The organism is Geodermatophilus sp. TF02-6 (assembly GCF_003319115.1).
Lineage (GTDB): Bacteria > Actinomycetota > Actinomycetes > Mycobacteriales > Geodermatophilaceae > Geodermatophilus.
This window is the reverse complement of the sequence record NZ_QOHF01000018.1, coordinates 1-15,188: the sequence shown is the minus strand read 5'-3', so window position 1 is coordinate 15,188 and position 15,188 is coordinate 1. Positions and strand designations below refer to the sequence as shown.

General features: G+C 76.1%; 15 protein-coding genes. 2 read left to right on the top strand and 13 right to left on the bottom strand.

The genetic code is table 11. The annotated features are described in order from the left end of the window. Positions 1 to 530: 530 nt before the first annotated feature. The 9 genes from DQ238_RS16075 to DQ238_RS16035 form a co-directional block, all read right to left on the bottom strand. Positions 531 to 839 carry a hypothetical protein gene (locus DQ238_RS16075; protein ID WP_113782283.1) on the bottom strand — a complete coding sequence of 103 codons (309 nt, stop codon included), beginning with the start codon at positions 837 to 839 and terminating at the stop codon, positions 531 to 533. A gap of 327 nt (positions 840 to 1,166) precedes the next feature. Continuing rightward, positions 1,167 to 1,520: an Lsr2 family protein gene (locus DQ238_RS16070; RefSeq protein WP_113782282.1), complete on the bottom strand. Its 354-nt coding sequence runs from the start codon at positions 1,518 to 1,520 to the stop codon at positions 1,167 to 1,169. 147 nt (positions 1,521 to 1,667) lie between these two features. Further along, positions 1,668 to 3,173: a lysine--tRNA ligase gene (lysS, locus tag DQ238_RS16065; RefSeq protein ID WP_113782281.1), complete on the bottom strand. Its 1,506-nt coding sequence runs from the start codon at positions 3,171 to 3,173 to the stop codon at positions 1,668 to 1,670. A gap of 11 nt (positions 3,174 to 3,184) precedes the next feature. Next, the gene (locus DQ238_RS16060) at positions 3,185 to 4,006 is read right to left on the bottom strand and encodes a type III pantothenate kinase (RefSeq protein WP_113782280.1); all 822 of its coding nucleotides are present in this window, start codon (positions 4,004 to 4,006) and stop codon (positions 3,185 to 3,187) included. Positions 4,007 to 4,009: 3 nt separating this feature from the next. Further along, positions 4,010 to 4,915 (bottom strand): carboxylating nicotinate-nucleotide diphosphorylase, encoded by a 906-nt coding sequence (gene nadC / locus DQ238_RS16055; protein ID WP_233496014.1) that lies wholly within the window; start codon positions 4,913 to 4,915, stop codon positions 4,010 to 4,012. Continuing rightward, positions 4,912 to 6,588, bottom strand: a complete 1,677-nt coding sequence (locus DQ238_RS16050) for an L-aspartate oxidase (protein ID WP_113782279.1) — start codon at positions 6,586 to 6,588, stop codon at positions 4,912 to 4,914. The genes nadC and DQ238_RS16050 overlap by 4 nt, the downstream gene beginning before the upstream one ends. Continuing rightward, positions 6,585 to 7,067 carry an aspartate 1-decarboxylase gene (gene panD / locus DQ238_RS16045; protein WP_305037572.1) on the bottom strand — a complete coding sequence of 161 codons (483 nt, stop codon included), beginning with the start codon at positions 7,065 to 7,067 and terminating at the stop codon, positions 6,585 to 6,587. Before panD ends, DQ238_RS16050 begins: the two co-directional genes overlap by 4 nt. An 8-nt stretch (positions 7,068 to 7,075) precedes the next feature. Then, positions 7,076 to 7,951 (bottom strand): pantoate--beta-alanine ligase, encoded by an 876-nt coding sequence (gene panC, locus DQ238_RS16040; RefSeq protein ID WP_113782277.1) that lies wholly within the window; start codon positions 7,949 to 7,951, stop codon positions 7,076 to 7,078. Positions 7,952 to 7,979: 28 nt separating this feature from the next. Then, positions 7,980 to 8,939: a Rossmann-like and DUF2520 domain-containing protein gene (locus DQ238_RS16035; RefSeq protein WP_113782276.1), complete on the bottom strand. Its 960-nt coding sequence runs from the start codon at positions 8,937 to 8,939 to the stop codon at positions 7,980 to 7,982. A gap of 263 nt (positions 8,940 to 9,202) precedes the next feature. Here DQ238_RS16035 and DQ238_RS16030 point away from each other — a divergent pair, with 263 nt between their 5' ends. Then, positions 9,203 to 9,955, top strand: coding sequence for an SDR family oxidoreductase (locus DQ238_RS16030; RefSeq protein WP_113782275.1), 753 nt, complete (start codon positions 9,203 to 9,205; stop codon positions 9,953 to 9,955). A 27-nt stretch (positions 9,956 to 9,982) separates the two neighbouring features. Here DQ238_RS16030 and DQ238_RS16025 read toward each other — a convergent pair whose 3' ends face one another. From DQ238_RS16025 to DQ238_RS16010, 4 genes are all read right to left on the bottom strand, one after another. Next, entirely contained in the window at positions 9,983 to 11,044 is a 1,062-nt protein-coding gene (locus DQ238_RS16025) for a hypothetical protein (RefSeq protein WP_113782274.1), read from the bottom strand. A gap of 100 nt (positions 11,045 to 11,144) precedes the next feature. Then, positions 11,145 to 12,158: a glycine betaine ABC transporter substrate-binding protein gene (locus DQ238_RS16020; protein ID WP_113782273.1), complete on the bottom strand. Its 1,014-nt coding sequence runs from the start codon at positions 12,156 to 12,158 to the stop codon at positions 11,145 to 11,147. A gap of 160 nt (positions 12,159 to 12,318) precedes the next feature. Then, positions 12,319 to 13,050, bottom strand: a complete 732-nt coding sequence (locus tag DQ238_RS16015) for an ABC transporter permease (protein ID WP_113782355.1) — start codon at positions 13,048 to 13,050, stop codon at positions 12,319 to 12,321. Beyond that, positions 13,047 to 13,733, bottom strand: a complete 687-nt coding sequence (locus DQ238_RS16010; RefSeq protein WP_113782272.1) for an ABC transporter permease — start codon at positions 13,731 to 13,733, stop codon at positions 13,047 to 13,049. The genes DQ238_RS16015 and DQ238_RS16010 overlap by 4 nt, the downstream gene beginning before the upstream one ends. Positions 13,734 to 13,780: 47 nt before the next feature. On the opposite strand from DQ238_RS16010, the gene DQ238_RS16005 reads away from it, so the two are divergent. Continuing rightward, positions 13,781 to 14,995, top strand: coding sequence for an ABC transporter ATP-binding protein (locus DQ238_RS16005; protein WP_199506394.1), 1,215 nt, complete (start codon positions 13,781 to 13,783; stop codon positions 14,993 to 14,995). The last annotated feature ends 193 nt before the right edge of the window (positions 14,996 to 15,188 follow it).

Genomic DNA, 15,188 nt, shown 5'->3' with positions numbered 1-15,188 from the left:
CGCCTGCCGCGGCGCACCTCCCCGAGCAGTCCAGCTCCGCCCCACCCACAGCGGACGGTGAGCACCCGCCTGCCGCGGCGCACCTCCCCGAGCAGTCCAGCTCCGCCCCACCCACAGCGGACGGTGAGCACCCGCCTGCCGCGGCGCACCTCCCCCAGGGTCCGGCCCCGCCCCACCCACGGTGGACGGCGTGTCAGGTCCGGTCAGCAGGTCAGCGCGAGGCACACCCAGCACAACGGCCACGCCTCGTCGCCGTCGTCGGGCCAGCTCCAGTGGGCCGGGTCCAGCAGGGTGACAGGGGTGAGGCAGAGAGCCAGAGAGCCCGACCGGCGATCAGGCCGGCGCCGCCGACCGCGTGCAGCCGGCTCACCGGCCCCGACGCCGACGTCCCGGACCCCGCGTGCGGCTGCCCGGTGTCCACCCCGACGGTCCAGCGACCGCGCTTCTCGGAGCGCTCGGCGGTCACGGCCGGCGCCCCCGGTCGGCGGGCGGACGGCGGGGCGCTGCCGCGGCGGGCGCGCGCCCCGGCCTCACTCGAACGTCAGCCGCACGCCGTCGACGGCCAGCCGCCCGGCGAGGTCGGTGAGCAGCCGGCGTGCGTCGGCGTCGATCGTGGCGAGGGGCCGCAGCTGGACGGTGAGCTCCCGGTGCCCCTGCCGCTGCAGCGCGACGATGCTGCCGGACAGCAGGTCCGCGGCCAGCGCGTCCAGGTGGCCGCGGGTCCGGACGACGCCGTGGACCTGGTCGAGGGTGGCGGTGAAGGACGGCGCCTGGGGACGGGTGTCCGCGCCGGTCCACGGGTCGCCGGACGTGGTGGTGTCGGCCGTTCCTTGGCTCATGCCCCAACCGTCACCAATCCGTCCGGAACCCCCAGGGTCCAACGACCCTGCCCGTGCCCGGCCGCCGGCGTACGACGCCGGCGGCCCTGCAGGGTCCCGGCCCCGTCCTGCCCACCCCTCGCGAGCTCGGTGGAAGGACCGCCTCTTCCCCACCCCTCGCAAGCTCGGGGCGGGACCCGGGAGGCGGCCGGGACGGGGCCGGGTGGGGACGGGGAGGCCCCGTGCGGAGGCTCACCCTGAGCTTGCGAAGGGTGAGGGGGACGGCGGCCTGCCTGCAAGGGTCCCGCCGCGAGCCTGCGAGCGGTGGGGGGCAGGGAGGTCCTTCCTTCAGTGCGCGGCCTCGTAGGCCTCGACCACGCTGGCCGGGATGCGCCCGCGGTCGCTGACCGCGTGACCGTTCTTGCGGGCCCACTCGCGGATCGCACTCGCCTGCTCCCGGTCCATCCGGCCGCCGCCACCGGTCGCCCGCGATCGACCGCCGCCCGAGGCGCGGCCGCCGCCGCGGCTGACCTTGCGAGCGGCCTGCACGTAGCGGGAGAAGGCGTTGCGCAACTCCTGCGCGTTCTCCTCCGAGAGGTCGATCTCGTAGTTGGTGCCGTCGAGCGAGAAGCTCACGGTCTCGTCAGCGGGCACATTCTCATCGAGGTCGTCGCTGAGGATCACCTGGACCTTGCGCGCCATTCCACTTCCTCACGTCTCGTCGTGGCCCCCATTCGGGGCGGTGTGACACCCCGTACGGGGTCGTGCCATTGCCGCTCCGAACGATAGACCATTCAGCGACATTTCAGGCGAGGAACCCACAATGGAGTGAGAGCGAGCCGCGCCGGTTCAGGACGACGAAAGCGGCCGGACCAGCGGGAAGAGGATGGTCTCGCGGATTCCCAGGCCGGTGAGCGTCATCATCAGCCGGTCCATCCCCATGCCCAGACCGCCGGTCGGCGGCATGCCGTATTCCAGGGCCTCGAGGAAGTCCTCGTCGAACGCCATCGCCTCGGGGTCGCCCGCCGCGGCCATCGCGGCCTGAGCGGTGAACCGCTCGCGCTGCGCGACCGGGTCGACCAGCTCGGAGTAGGCCGTGGCCCGCTCGACGCCGGCGATGTAGAGGTCCCACTTCTCGGCCAGCCCCGGCGTCGACCGGTGCGCGCGGGTCAGCGGGGAGGTGTCCAGCGGGTAGTCGATGACGAAGGTCGGCGCCTGCAGCGTGTCCTGGACCAGCGCCTCGAACAGCTCCTCGACCACCTTGCCGGGGACCCACGCGGGATCCACCCCGACGTCGTGGCGCTCGGCGACCTCCCGCAACCGCGGGAGCGGCGTCTCCGTGGTGACCTCCTCGCCGACGGCCTCGGAGACCGCCGTGTACAGGGGGACCTGCCGCCACTCCCCCGACAGGTCGATCTCGGTGCCGTCGTTGTGCCGCGCGACGTGGTCGCCGAACAGCGCCGCGCAGCACTCCTGGGTCAGCTCCCGGGTGAGCGTGGCCATCACCTGGTAGTCGGCGTGGGCCTGGTAGGCCTCGAGCATCGCGAACTCCGGCGAGTGGGTGCTGTCGACGCCCTCGTTGCGGAAGTTGCGGTTGATCTCGAACACCCGCTCCAGGCCGCCGACGATGCAGCGCTTGAGAAACAGCTCGGGCGCGATGCGCAGGTAGAGGTCGAGGTCGAACGCGTTCATGTGGGTCCGGAACGGGCGGGCGGCCGCGCCGCCGTGCACCGTCTGCAGCATCGGCGTCTCGACCTCGAGGTAGCCGCGCGAGGTCAGCCCGGCGCGCAGCGTCGACACCACCGTGGCCCGCTGCCGCACCGTGCGGCGGGCCTCGTCGCGCACGATCAGGTCGACGTAGCGCCGGCGGACCCGCAGCTCCTCGCTCATCGGCTTGTGCGCCACCGGCAGCGGCCGCAGCGCCTTGGCGGTCAGCTGCCAGGAGTCGGCGAACACCGACAGCTCCCCGCGCCGCGACGTCCCGACCTCGCCCTCGACGAAGACGTGGTCACCGAGGTCGACGTCGGCCTTCCAGGCGTCCAGCGACTCCTCGCCCACCCGGTCCCGGGAGAGCATGACCTGCAGCTCGGCGTCGCCCTCGCGCAGCGTCGCGAAGCACAGCTTGCCGGTGTTGCGGGAGAAGATGACCCGGCCGGTGACGCCGACCTTCTCGCCGGTCGTGGTGTCGGGCGGGAGGTCGGGGTGGGCCGCGCGGACCTCGGCCAGGGACGTCGTGCGCGCCACGGCCACCGGGTAGGGGTCGGTTCCGGCTGCACGCAGCCGGTCCAGCTTCGCCCGGCGGACCCGGAGCTGCTCGGGGACGTCGTCGGGCGGACCTGGGGGTTCCTCGCTCACGAAGGACCAGCCTACGGGGCCGGTGATCGCCGGACGGGTGGGAGACGGGCACCCGCCTGGTGCCGCTCGAAGGCCAGCCGCAGCCCGTGCACGGTGAGGTCGGGCTCGCGCTCGGCGATCGACCGGCAGCTGTCGGCGACCAGGGGGGCGAGCCCGCCGGTGGCGACGACGACCGGCGCCGCGCCGAACTGGGCCACGAGCTCGGCGGCGATCCGGGCGACCAGCCCGTCGACCAGGCCGGCGAAGCCGAGCACGAGGCCCGACTGCAGCGCCGCCACGGTGTTCTTGCCGATCGCCTGCGGCGGCACGGACAGCTCGACCGAGCGCAGCTGCGCCGCGCGGGCGGTCAGCGCCTCGAGGCTGACCTCGACGCCGGGCGCCAGCGCCCCGCCGAGGAACTGCCCGCCGGGGCCGACGGCGTCGACGTTGGTCGAGGTGCCGAAGTCGACGACGACGACCGGCCGGGTGCCGCCGTCCGGGCGGTGGCCGAACAGCTCGTGCGCGGCCAGCGCGGTGACCACCCGGTCGGCGCCGACCTCGCGGGGGTTGTCGACGTGCAGGGGGACGCCGGTCCGCACCCCCGGGCCGATGAGGACCACCGGCACCTCGAGCGAGTCCAGCAGCTGGCGCAGGGCCGGCAGCAGCGCGGGCACCGTGGAGCAGGCCGAGACGCCGGTGACGACGGTGTCGCGCAGCAGCCCGCGCCACAGCATGCGCAGCTCGTCGGCGGTCGCCCGGGGAGCGGTCGTCACCCGCCAGCAGCCCACCCGGCGGTCGCCGTCGAAGGTGGCCAGGACGGTCTGGCTGTTGCCGACGTCGACGGTGAGCAGCACGCCTCAGCCCGCCCGCAGGTCGAGGGCGAGGTCGAGGGCAGGCGCCGAGTGGGTCAGCGCCCCCACCGACAGGAAGTCGACGCCGGTCTCGGCCACCTCGCGGGCGACGGCGAGGGTGAGCCCGCCGGTGGCCTCCAGCTCCGCCCGGCCGCCGACCAGCGCGACCACCTCGCGCAGCTGGGCCGGAGTCATGTTGTCCAGCAGCAGGAACCGCGCCCCGGCCTCGACCGCCTCCACGGCCTGGGCGGGGGTGTCGGCCTCCACCTGCACCGCCACCCGCGGCGCCCGCTCGCGCACGAGCGCCACCGCGGCGGCGACCGAGCCGGCGGCCGCGACGTGGTTGTCCTTGACCATCGCCACGTCGTAGAGGCCCATGCGCTTGTTGGACCCGCCACCGCAGCGGACGGCGTACTTCTCCAGCGGCCGCAGCCCCGGCGTGGTCTTGCGGGTGTCGAGGACGACGGCGCCGGTGCCCGCGACCGCGTCGACCCAGCGGCGGGTCAGGGTGGCGATGCCGCTGGCCCGGGCGGCGGTGTTGAGCGCGCTGCGCTCGGCGGCCAGCAGCGCGCGCACCGGCCCCCGCACGGTGAGCAGCACGTCGCCGCGGGCGACGCGGTCGCCGTCGGCCGCCCCCGCGGTGAGGGTCGCGCCGGGGGCGAGCCGGGTGAAGACGCGGGCGGCGACCGGGAGGCCGGCGAGGACGCCGTCGGCGCGGGCCACCAGGTCCGCGGTGCCCAGCTGACCGGCCGGCACGGTGGCCGCGCTGGTGACGTCGTGGGCCACCGCGAGGTCGGGGGCGGCGGGCAGCGGGGCGCCGCCGGTGAGGTCCTCGGCCAGCGTGCGCTCGACCAGCTCGTCCACCCAGGCCTCGGTCAGCCCGGTGCCGGCGAGGTCGCGGGGGTCGCTCACCACGGCTCCACCACCGGCAGGCCCACCGGACGGCGGGTCAGCCGCAGCCGCCCGTCGTCGTCGAGCCGGACGTCGAGGTGTACGCGCCACTCGTCCCGAGCGTCGGGGTGGTCCTCGCGCCAGTGGCAGCCGCGGGTCTCCTCGCGGGCGGCCGCCGCGGTGGTCAGGGCGCCGGCCACGGTGAGCAGGTCGGTGGCCTCCCAGCTCTGCACCCCTGGTGCGACACCCGGCCCGAGCCCGGCGGCCAGCGCCGCCAGCACGTCGGTGGCCTCCGCCAGGCCGGCGCCGCTGCGCAGCGCGCCCACCCGGGCGGACATCGTGTCGGTGACCTGCCGGCGGCCGGCCGGGTCGAGCAGCCCGGAGGGTGCGGCCTGCCGCGGCTCGACCGGCGCGGGCGGCGGCAACCGCTCGGCCAGCTCGGCGCCGATGCGGGCGGCGAAGACCAGCCCCTCGAGCAGCGAGTTCGACGCCAGCCGGTTGGCGCCGTGGACGCCGGTGCAGGCCACCTCCCCGCAGGCGTAGAGCCCGGGCACGGTCGTCCGCCCGGCCAGGTCGGTGACCAGCCCGCCGGAGGCGTAGTGCGCCGCCGGGGTGACCGGGACCAGCTCGGTGACCGGGTCGATGCCGGCCTCCCGGCAGCGGGCGACGATCGTCGGGAACCGCTCGGCGAGGCCGGGCACGTGCCGGGCGTCGAGCCAGACGTGCGGGACGCCGTCGCGCAGCTGCACCCGGGTGATCGCCTTGGCCACCACGTCGCGCGGGGCCAGTTCGGCCAGCGGGTGCACGCCGAGCATGAACCGCTCCCCCGCCCCGTCGCGCAGGACGGCGCCCTCACCGCGCAGCGCCTCGCTGACCAGCGGCTGCTGCCCCCGCACGCCCGGGCCCAGGTACAGCGAGGTGGGGTGGAACTGGACGAACTCCAGGTCGGTGGCGACCGCGCCGGCGCGCAGCCCGAGGGCGACGCCGTCCCCGGTGGAGACCGCGGGGTTGGTGGTGGCGGCGTAGACCTGGCCCATGCCGCCGGTGGCCAGCACGACCGCGCGGGCGCGCACCGCGCCGACGCCGTCCGCGCTGCCCTCGCCCAGCACGTGCAGGGTGACCCCGGCCGCCCGGCCCTCGGCGTCGGTCAGCAGGTCGAGCACCATCGCGTCCTCGACCAGGGTGACGCCGGGGTCGGCGCGGACGGCGTCGGTCAGGGCGCGCTGCACCTCGGAGCCGGTGGCGTCGCCGCCGGCGTGCACGATGCGGTCGGCGGAGTGCCCGCCCTCCCGGGTGAGCAGCAGCCGGCCCGACGGGTCGCGGTCGAAGGCCGCACCCCAGCCGATCAGCTGGCGCAGCCGGTCGGGCCCCTCGCCGACCAGCGCGCGGACCGCGTCGGGCTCGCACAGCCCGGCCCCGGCGACCTCGGTGTCGCGGGCGTGCGCCGCCGGGCTGTCGGCGGGGTCGAGCACGGCGGCGATGCCGCCCTGCGCCCAGCGGGTCGACCCGGCGTCCACCCGCACCTTGGTGACGACGGCGACCGACAGGCCCGCGGCGCGGGCGTGCAGGGCGACGCAGAGGCCGGCCACGCCGGAGCCGACGACGCAGACGTCGGCGGCCAGCTCCCAGCCGGGCGCCGGCGCCGCCAGGCGCAGCGGCAGACCGGTGACGGCGCCGACCGCGGCGGTGGTCACCGAACGGGTACGCCGAGCGGAAGGACCTCGTCCTGCCCTCCGCTCGCACGCTCGCGAGGGAACCCGGGACGAGGCCGGAACGCGAGCGGGCTCCGCACGTGGTCCGTCGCGCCGGGCACCGGGGCCGAGGGGTCTCCGCCCAGTGCGACGACGCGGTTGGCGCCGTCGACGTGCACGACCCTGGGCAGGTGGCTCCTCGCCTCGGTCTCGTCCATCACGCCGTAGCCGATGACGATGACCAGGTCGCCGGGGTGGACGAGGTGCGCCGCGGCGCCGTTGATGCCGACCACACCGCTGCCCCGCTCGCCGGGGATGACGTAGGTCTCCAGGCGGGCGCCGTTGGTGACGTCGACGATCGCGACCTGTTCACCGGGCAGCAGGTCGGCGGCGTCGAGCAGGTCCTCGTCGATGGTCACCGAGCCCACGTAGTGCAGGTCGGCCTGGGTGACCGTCGCCCGATGGATCTTGCTCGTCAGCATGGTGCGCATCATCGGGGGGCTCCCAGGGTCAGACCCGTGTTGTCGATCAGCCGGGTGGTGCCGGCGCGGGCGGCGACCAGCAGGCGGGCGGGGCCGGCGACCGGCGCCGGGCCGAGGTCGGGGTCGGTGAGCTCGAGGTAGTCGGGCACCAGCTCGGGGGCGGTGGCGAGCACCTCCCGCGCGGCGGCGAGGACGGCGTCGGCCCCCTGCGGCCCGGCCGCCGCACCCGCCCGCAACGCCCGCGGCAGCGTGACCGCAGCGGCCCGCTGCTGCGGGCTGAGGTAGCGGTTGCGGGAGGACAGCGCCAGGCCGTCGTCCTCGCGGACGGTGGGCACGCCGACGACCTCCACGGGCAGCGCCAGCTCCCGGGCCATCGCCCGGATCAGGGTGAGCTGCTGGTAGTCCTTCTCGCCGAAGACGGCGAGGTCGGGGCGGGTGAGCCCGAACAGCTTGGCGACGACGGTGAGGACGCCGGCGAAGTGCCCGGGGCGGACCGCGCCCTCGAGCACGCCGCCGAGCGGACCCGGGTGCACGGTCACGCCGAGCGCGCCGGGCGGGTAGACGTCGTCCACCTGCGGGTGGAAGACGACGTCGACGTCCTCCTCGGTCAGCGCGGCCAGGTCGGCGTCCCAGGTGCGGGGGTAGCGGTCGTAGTCCTCGCCGGGGCCGAACTGGGTCGGGTTGACGAACACCGAGACGACGACGCTGCCGGCGCGCTCGCGGGCGGCGCGCACCAGCGTGCGGTGCCCCCGGTGCAGCGCGCCCATCGTGGGGACGAGTGCGACCGGGCCGGGCAGCTGCGCCCGCAGCCGGTGCAGGTCGGAAGCCGTCTCCGCGACGACGGGGGCGGTGGGGCGGGGAGACGACGCCGTACTGGTGGTCACCGGGAGCCGGCCGGTAGGAGGACCACGGTCAGCCCTCCGCTCGCACGCTCGCGAGGGAACCCGGACCGTGGCCGTCGAGCAGGTCGAGCAGCGGAGCGCCCTCGTGCCGCCTGAGCCGGCCGGTGGCCAGCGCGCGCTCGGTGGTCCGCTGCGCCATCGCGACGTAGGCGGCGACCGAGGCGGGGGCCCGCTCGGTGAGGGTCTGCAGGTGGTCGCGCACGGTGCCGACGTCCCCGCGGCTGACCGGACCGGTGAGCCCGCGGTCGCCGCGGCGCAGCCCGTTGTCCAGCGCGGCGGTGAGCAGGGGGGCGAGCACCCGGGCCGGCTCGACGACGCCCGCGGTGCGCAGCAGGTCGGCGGCCTCGGCAACCAGCGTGACCAGGTGGTTGGCGCCGGTGACCAGGGCGGCGTGGTAGAGCCGCCGGTCGGCCTCGGCGACGAAGAACGGCTCGCCGCCCATCTCCAGCACCAGGGTCTCGGCCACCGCCCGGTGCTCGGGGGCGCTGGTGACGCCGAAGGGTGCGCCGGCGAGCCGGTCGGTGTCCTCGGGCGCGCCGGTGAAGGTCATGGCCGGGTGCAGCGCCAGCGGCAGGACGCCGGCCCGCGCGGCGGGGGCGAGCACGGCCAGCCCGTGCGCACCCGAGGTGTGGAAGGCCAGCTGGCCGGCGCGCCAGCCGGCGGTCTCGGCCAGGCCGGCGACGAGGCCGGGGAGGGTGTCGTCGGGCACGGCCAGGACGACCAGGTCGGCGGCGGCGACCACCTCGTCGGTGGGCAGCAGCGGGACCCCGGGCAGCAGGCGGGCGGCGCGTTCGGCCGAGGCCGCGGACAGGCCCGCGGCGGCGACCACGTCGTGGCCGGCGGCGGCGAGGGCGGCGCCCAGGACGGCGCCGACGCGCCCGGCGCCGACGACGCCGACGCGGAGGCGGGCGGGAGCGGTGGCCGCCGGCTCGAGACCGGCAGCGCGGAGCGTCCTGCGGGCGGCAGGCATGGGCGCACCTCTCGTTCCAGTCCCTCGCGGGTACCGGACTCGCAGGTCGCGGACTCCGGCGTTGGAGCCCGTCGGGTGTTGCGGTACTGCGGGTCGTGCCGACGCGGGGAGCCGCTGCGACCGTGCTGTGCCACGCGGACCACGCGTCGAAGGCGAGTGTGTGACCGCCCTCCGGCGGGTGCAACGCCTGCACCCTGTGGCGTGGCTCACTCCCGGCGCCGGCCTACGGTGTGCGGCGACAGAACGACGGCAGGAGGGGACGCGTGGGCAGCTTCGAGGGACGCACCGCACTGGTCACCGGCGCCAGCCGGGGCATCGGACTGGCCATCGCGCGGAGCCTGGTGGACCGCGGCGCGCGGGTCGTCGTCACCGCCCGCAAGGCCGACGCGCTGGCCGAGGCGGTGAGCGCGCTGGGCGGCCCGGAGGTCGCCGTCGGCGTGGCCGGGAACGCCGGGGACGCCGAACACCGGGCCGAGGCCGTGCGCACCGCCGTCGACACCTTCGGCAGCCTCGACCTGCTGGTCGGCAACGTCGGCATCAACCCCGTCTACGGCCCGATGGTCGAGCTCTCGCTGGACAGCTTCCGCAAGATCCTCGACACCAACGTCGTGTCCACCCTCGGCCTGGTGCAGGAGGCGTGGCGGGCGTGGATGGCCGAGCACGGCGGCTCGGTCCTGGTGGTCGCCTCGGTCGCCGGGCTCAAGGCCTCCCCGCTGATCGGCGGCTACGGGGTGAGCAAGGCCGCCCTGGTCAACCTGGTCACCCAGCTGGCCGTCGAGCTGGGCCCGACGGTGCGGGTCAACGCGGTGGCGCCGGCCGTGGTGCGGACCCGCTTCGCCGGGGCGCTCTACGAGGGCCGCGAGGCCGAGGCCGCGGCCCAGTACCCGGTGGGCCGGCTCGGTGAACCCGCCGACGTCGGGGAGGCCGCGGCCTACCTGCTCGGGGACGGCGCGGGCTGGGTCACCGGCCAGACGCTGGTGCTCGACGGCGGCGCGCTCGCCCGCGGCCCCGGGTGAGCGGCGCGGGGCAGCAGGGTCCTCTCTTCAGCGGCCGAGGACCCGCGCGAGGACGTCGTCGGCCTCGTCGTCCTCGCGGTAGCGGCGCCGCCGGCGGCCGCCGGCCGACGGGGTGACCCCGTTCTCGGCGAGGATCTGCGCCAGCCGAGAGGAGCCCTCCTCCGGAGGACCCGCCGGCGCGACCGGCTCCGGCGGCCCGGGAACCGGCGGACGATCCCGCTGGGTGAGCGGCCGCTCCACCGTCGGCTGCTCGGCGGACCGGGCGTCGGCGGACCGGTGCGCGGCATCGGTGCGGCGGCGGCGCGGGCCGGTGCCGGCCGGCGGCTCCCCCGGCGACCGCCCGACCAGCCGGTCTGGGGGCGGCGCGGAGAGGACCGCCGTCCACGGGGGCCCGGGCGCCGGCCGGGCAACGGGCTCGGCGTGGACCTCGGCGGGGACCTCCGCGGGCCGGCTGCTCCCGCTCCCGTCGATGAGGTCCTCGACCCGGACGGCCGGGGCGGCGGCGGTCAGCTCGGGTGCCTGCTCGATCGTCCGGTTCGCCGACGTCTCGACGGTCGCCGCGCCGGTCCGGGTCGACTGGGTGCGCAGCAGGATCCGCTCGATGAGCACCTCGCCGGACGGCTGCTCGGCCAGCTCCGCCCGCAACCGCCCCACCTCGGCGCCCAGCTGGGCGAGGTCGGCACGCAGTCCGGTCACCCGAGCCAGCTCCCGGCGCAGCTCGGCGACCCCGGTCAGCTCGGCACGCAGCGCGTCGAGCTGACCGCGCACCACCCGCTCGGCCTCGCGCCGCAGGTCGTGCTCCGCCTGCAGCTCGTGCTCACGCCGAGCCACGACCGGCCCGCCGCCGTGCTCCTCGGCGCTCCCCCGGCGGGAGGCGGCCAGCGCGGCGAGCACGAACGCCCAGGCCGCGGCCAGGACCGCCAGCCGCAGCACCTGCGGGTCCTCGGTGACGAAGACCACGACCGTGGCCGCGGCGGCGAGGCCGGCGCCCGCGGTCAGGCCGGCGGTGCGCAGGCTCGTGGACGCCGGGGCTGAGGACCGGCGGTGGACGGCGTGGGGCCGGTGCGCCGATCCCCCGTCCCCCCGCACCCGGTCAGGGTAACGCTATGAGAGTTGCCGACTCCGCGGTGGAGTGGGCAGACCCGGGACACGCGCCGGGCCCGGGGTGCGGTGTCCGGGGCCCGGTCGGTCACTGCTGGGCCAGCGCCCCGTCCGAGCTGAAGACCAGGCCGATGGAGACCTCTCCCTGCTGCAGTGCGGACTTGGTCAACGGCCCGCCGCTGTCCAGCTCGCGGAAGCTGGCGAACTTCAGGCCGTAGGTCTCCTCCAGGCCCAGCTGGCAGTAGTCGCGGGTCGGGCACTCGGCCGGTCCACCGAGGACGAGCGACCCGTCGCCGCAGGCGTCGGCCAGCTCCGAGAGCGTGCTGACCCCGAGCCCTTCTGCGAAGGTCTGGGTGACGGCGAAGGCGTTCTGGTCGGCGGCCTCCGAGGGGTCGCCGAACACGAGGCCGACCTGCTCGGCCAACGGCTTCAGCGCGCTCAGCGTCCTCTGCACGTCCCCGCTGGCCACCGGCTCGGCCTCGGCGCCGTTGACCTGGCGGTTGATGAACTCGGTGACGGTGGCCAGGTACTCCGGGAAGACCTGGATCTCCGAGCCGGAGATCAGCGCCGGCAGGTACAGCTCGCGGTTGCCGACCTCGCGGACCGAGGCGTCGAAGCCCGCGGCGTCCAGCACGTCGGCGTAGACGTTGGCCAGGATCGTCGACTCGGTGAAGTTCGCGCCGCCGACGACGACCGTCCCGCTGCCCCGCTGCAGATCCGCGGCGTCGATGTTCTCCTGCACCCAGCCGGCGGCGACGTCCGTGGCGCTGCGCCGCTGCACGTCCACCGCGTTGTTGAGGTCGATGAGCTGGTCGGTGGTCAGCGCCGCGGAGACCGCGTCCAGCGCCGGCACCAGGGCCGGGTCGGCCTGGGCGGTGGCGGCGTTGACCGCGGGGACGACGTTGTCGGCGTTCTGCAGGTGCTGGTCGTCCTCCAGCACCACCAGCTGCTGGCCGGCGACCGGGGCGCAGGCCTGGCCGGAGGCGTTGGCACCGCTCGACCCGCCTCCGGTGCCCGAGGAGCCGGACTCCCCGCAGGCGGCCGCGGTGAGCAGCACCCCGGCGAGGGCGAGGGGGGCGAGGACGTGTGGACGCTTGCGCATGGCCCGCCTTCTGTGTCCCGTGCGGCCGGCGGCCGCGACGCGTGTCTGGCGGGAGGAGCCCCGCGTCGGTCATGCAACTCCGCGGGAGGGGCCGGGGCCAAGCCCGAACGGCGTCTGTTGCCCGGTTGTTACCGAACCCCCCGAGCCGCACGCCGGATCCTCACAGCGGCACACCGGCCGCCGTCGGCTCCGGCTCCGCGGCCGGACCGCGCCGGGCGGGGCGGAACGGCAGGCGGCGCGGCCCCGGGGTGAGCGCCCAGGACACCAGCACCAGGACCAGCTCGGTGAGCAGGGCGAGCGCGGCCACCACGACCGCGCCGGCGAGGATCTGGCCGAGGTCCTGCTGCCCGAAGCCGAGGTTGATGATCCGGCCCAGCCCTCCCCCGCCGACCAGCGCCGCGAGCGTCGCCGTGGCCACGACCTGCACCGCCGCCGTCCGGATGCCGGTCATCACCAGGGGCAGCGCCAGCGGGGTCTCGACCCGGGTCAGCAGCTGACCGCGGCTCATCCCCATGGCCCGGGCGGCCTCGACGACGTCCCGGTCGACCTCGCGGAAGCCGACGGAGGTGTTGGTGAGCATCGGCGGGACGGCGAACACGGCGAGCGCGAGCACGGTCGCGGTGTCGCTGAAGCCGATCGGGGTCACGGCGAAGACGGTGAGCAGGGCCAGGGTGGGCACGGCCCGGCTGACGTTGGACAGCACCACGATCGCCCCACCGCCCCGGCCGCTGCGGCCCAGCAGGACACCGGCGGGGATGGCCAGGACGGCGGCGAGCAGGACGGCGGCGGCGGAGATCGCCAGGTGCTCGACCAGCAGGTCGAGGATGCCGTCCGGGCGGGTCCAGTTGAACGGGTCGTTGAGGTAGACCACGGCGTCGCCGACGGCGCTCATGCCCGGACCGCCCGGGTCCACGGGGTGAGCAACCGCTCGACGCCGGCGAGCAGGACGTCGGCGACCAGCGCCAGCAGCACGCAGCCGAGCGCGCCGGTGACGATCTCGGCCCGGTAGAAGTTGGCGTTGAACCCGCCGACGATCAGCTGCCCCAGCCCGCCGTTGCCGGTGATGACGCCCACGGTCACCAGGGCCACGGTCGACACGGTGGCGATGCGCAGCCCGGCCATGAAGGCGGGCAGCGCGAGCGGCAGGTCGACCTGCCAGAACAGCCGCGCCGGGCCGTACCCCATGCCGCGCGCCGCCTCGCGGACGTCGGCGGGCACCCCCTGCAGCCCGGCCAGGAAGTTCCGCACCAGGATCACCAGCGTGTAGAGGGTGAGCCCGACCAGCACGGTCGTGGCCGACAGCGGCCCGGTGACCGGCGCCAGGAACGAGAACATCGCCAGCGACGGGATCGTGTAGACCACCGAGGACAGGCCCAGCACCGGCCCGGACAGCAGCCGGGTGCGCCGGGCCAGCAGCGCCAGCGGCAGGGCGATCAGCGTGCCGAGCAGCACCGCGCCGACGGTGAGCCTGACGTGCTGGCCCAGGTAGCCCACAATGGTGTGCCAGTTGTCGGACACGTACGACGGGCTGAACCAGGGGTTCGGCGCCTCGTCCGCCGCGAGGGCCCGGGTCACCGGGTCGCTCGCCGCGCCCAGCGCGCGGGTACCAGGAAGGCCACGTCGTGGACGCTACTGCCACCGCCCTGCCCGGGGCCGCCTCGGCCGCCGACGGGGCTGGCGCCGCCCAGGAGATCCGTCTGGAGGGGGTCAGCAAGGTCTACCCCGACGGCACCGTGGGCGTGGCCGAGCTCGACCTGACGTTCGCCGCCGGGGAGCTGTCGGTGCTGGTGGGCCCGTCGGGCTGCGGCAAGACGACGACGATGAAGATGATCAATCGGATCATCGAGCCGACGACCGGGCGGATCCTGATCGGCGGCGAGGACGTCACCCGGGTCGACGCCGACCGGCTGCGCCGCCGGATCGGCTACGTCATCCAGAGCGTGGGGCTCTTCCCGCACCAGACGGTCCGGGCCAACGTGGCGACCGTCCCCCGCCTGCTCGGCTGGGACCGCCGCCGCACCCGCGACCGGGTCGACGAGCTGCTGGAGACCGTGGGCCTCGACCCCGCCGTCCACGGCGACCGCTACCCCGCCCAGCTCTCCGGTGGCCAGCGGCAGCGGGCCGGCGTGGCGCGGGCGCTGGCCGCCGACCCCGCCGTCCTGCTCATGGACGAGCCGTTCTCCGCCGTCGACCCGGTGGTGCGCGAGCGGCTGCAGTCGGAGTTCCTGCGGCTGCAGGAGACGGTGCGCAAGACCATCGTGTTCGTCACCCACGACATCGAGGAGGCCGTCCGGCTGGGCGACCGGATCGCGGTGATGAGCACCGGCGGCCACGTGGAGCAGTTCGCGCCCCCGGCCGAGCTGCTGGGTCGGCCGGCCAACGACGTGGTGGCCGGCTTCGTCGGCGCCGACCGGGGCCTGAAGCGGCTGGTCGTCACCGCGATCGACCCCGCCGTCCTGGAGCGGCCACCGGTGGTCGGGCCGGCCGACGGGCTGGCCGACGCCGGAGCCGCGCTCGACCGGGCCGGCGTCCACTGGGCGGTGGTGCTCGACGGGGCCGGGCGGCCGGTCGGCTGGCTGCCGGCGGACCGGGCCGCGGGGCCCGGGACGGTCGCCTCGGCCGCCGTCCCCGCCGACGCCGTGCCGGTGCAGGCCGACTTGCGGACGGCGCTGTCGACCATGCTGCAGTCCGACGCCGGCCGGGTCGCGGTGCTCGACGGCGACCGCTACCTCGGCGTCCTCACCCCGGGCGCGCTGCACGCGACCCTGCGCCGCTCGATCACATCGTCGGCCTACCGGCCGACACCGCGGCCAGGTGCCGTCCCCGACATGCGCTGAGCCTCCACCCGTGCCCCGATCGGGAGACCCTGCGGGCCTCCGCGACCGGTCCACCCCGCGGCCAGCTGCCGTCCCCGACATGCGCTGAGCCTCCACCCGTGCCCCGATCGGGAGACCCTGCGGGCCTCCGCGACCGGTCCACCCCGCGGCCAGCTGCCGTCCCCGACATGCGCTGAGCCTCCACCCGTGCCCC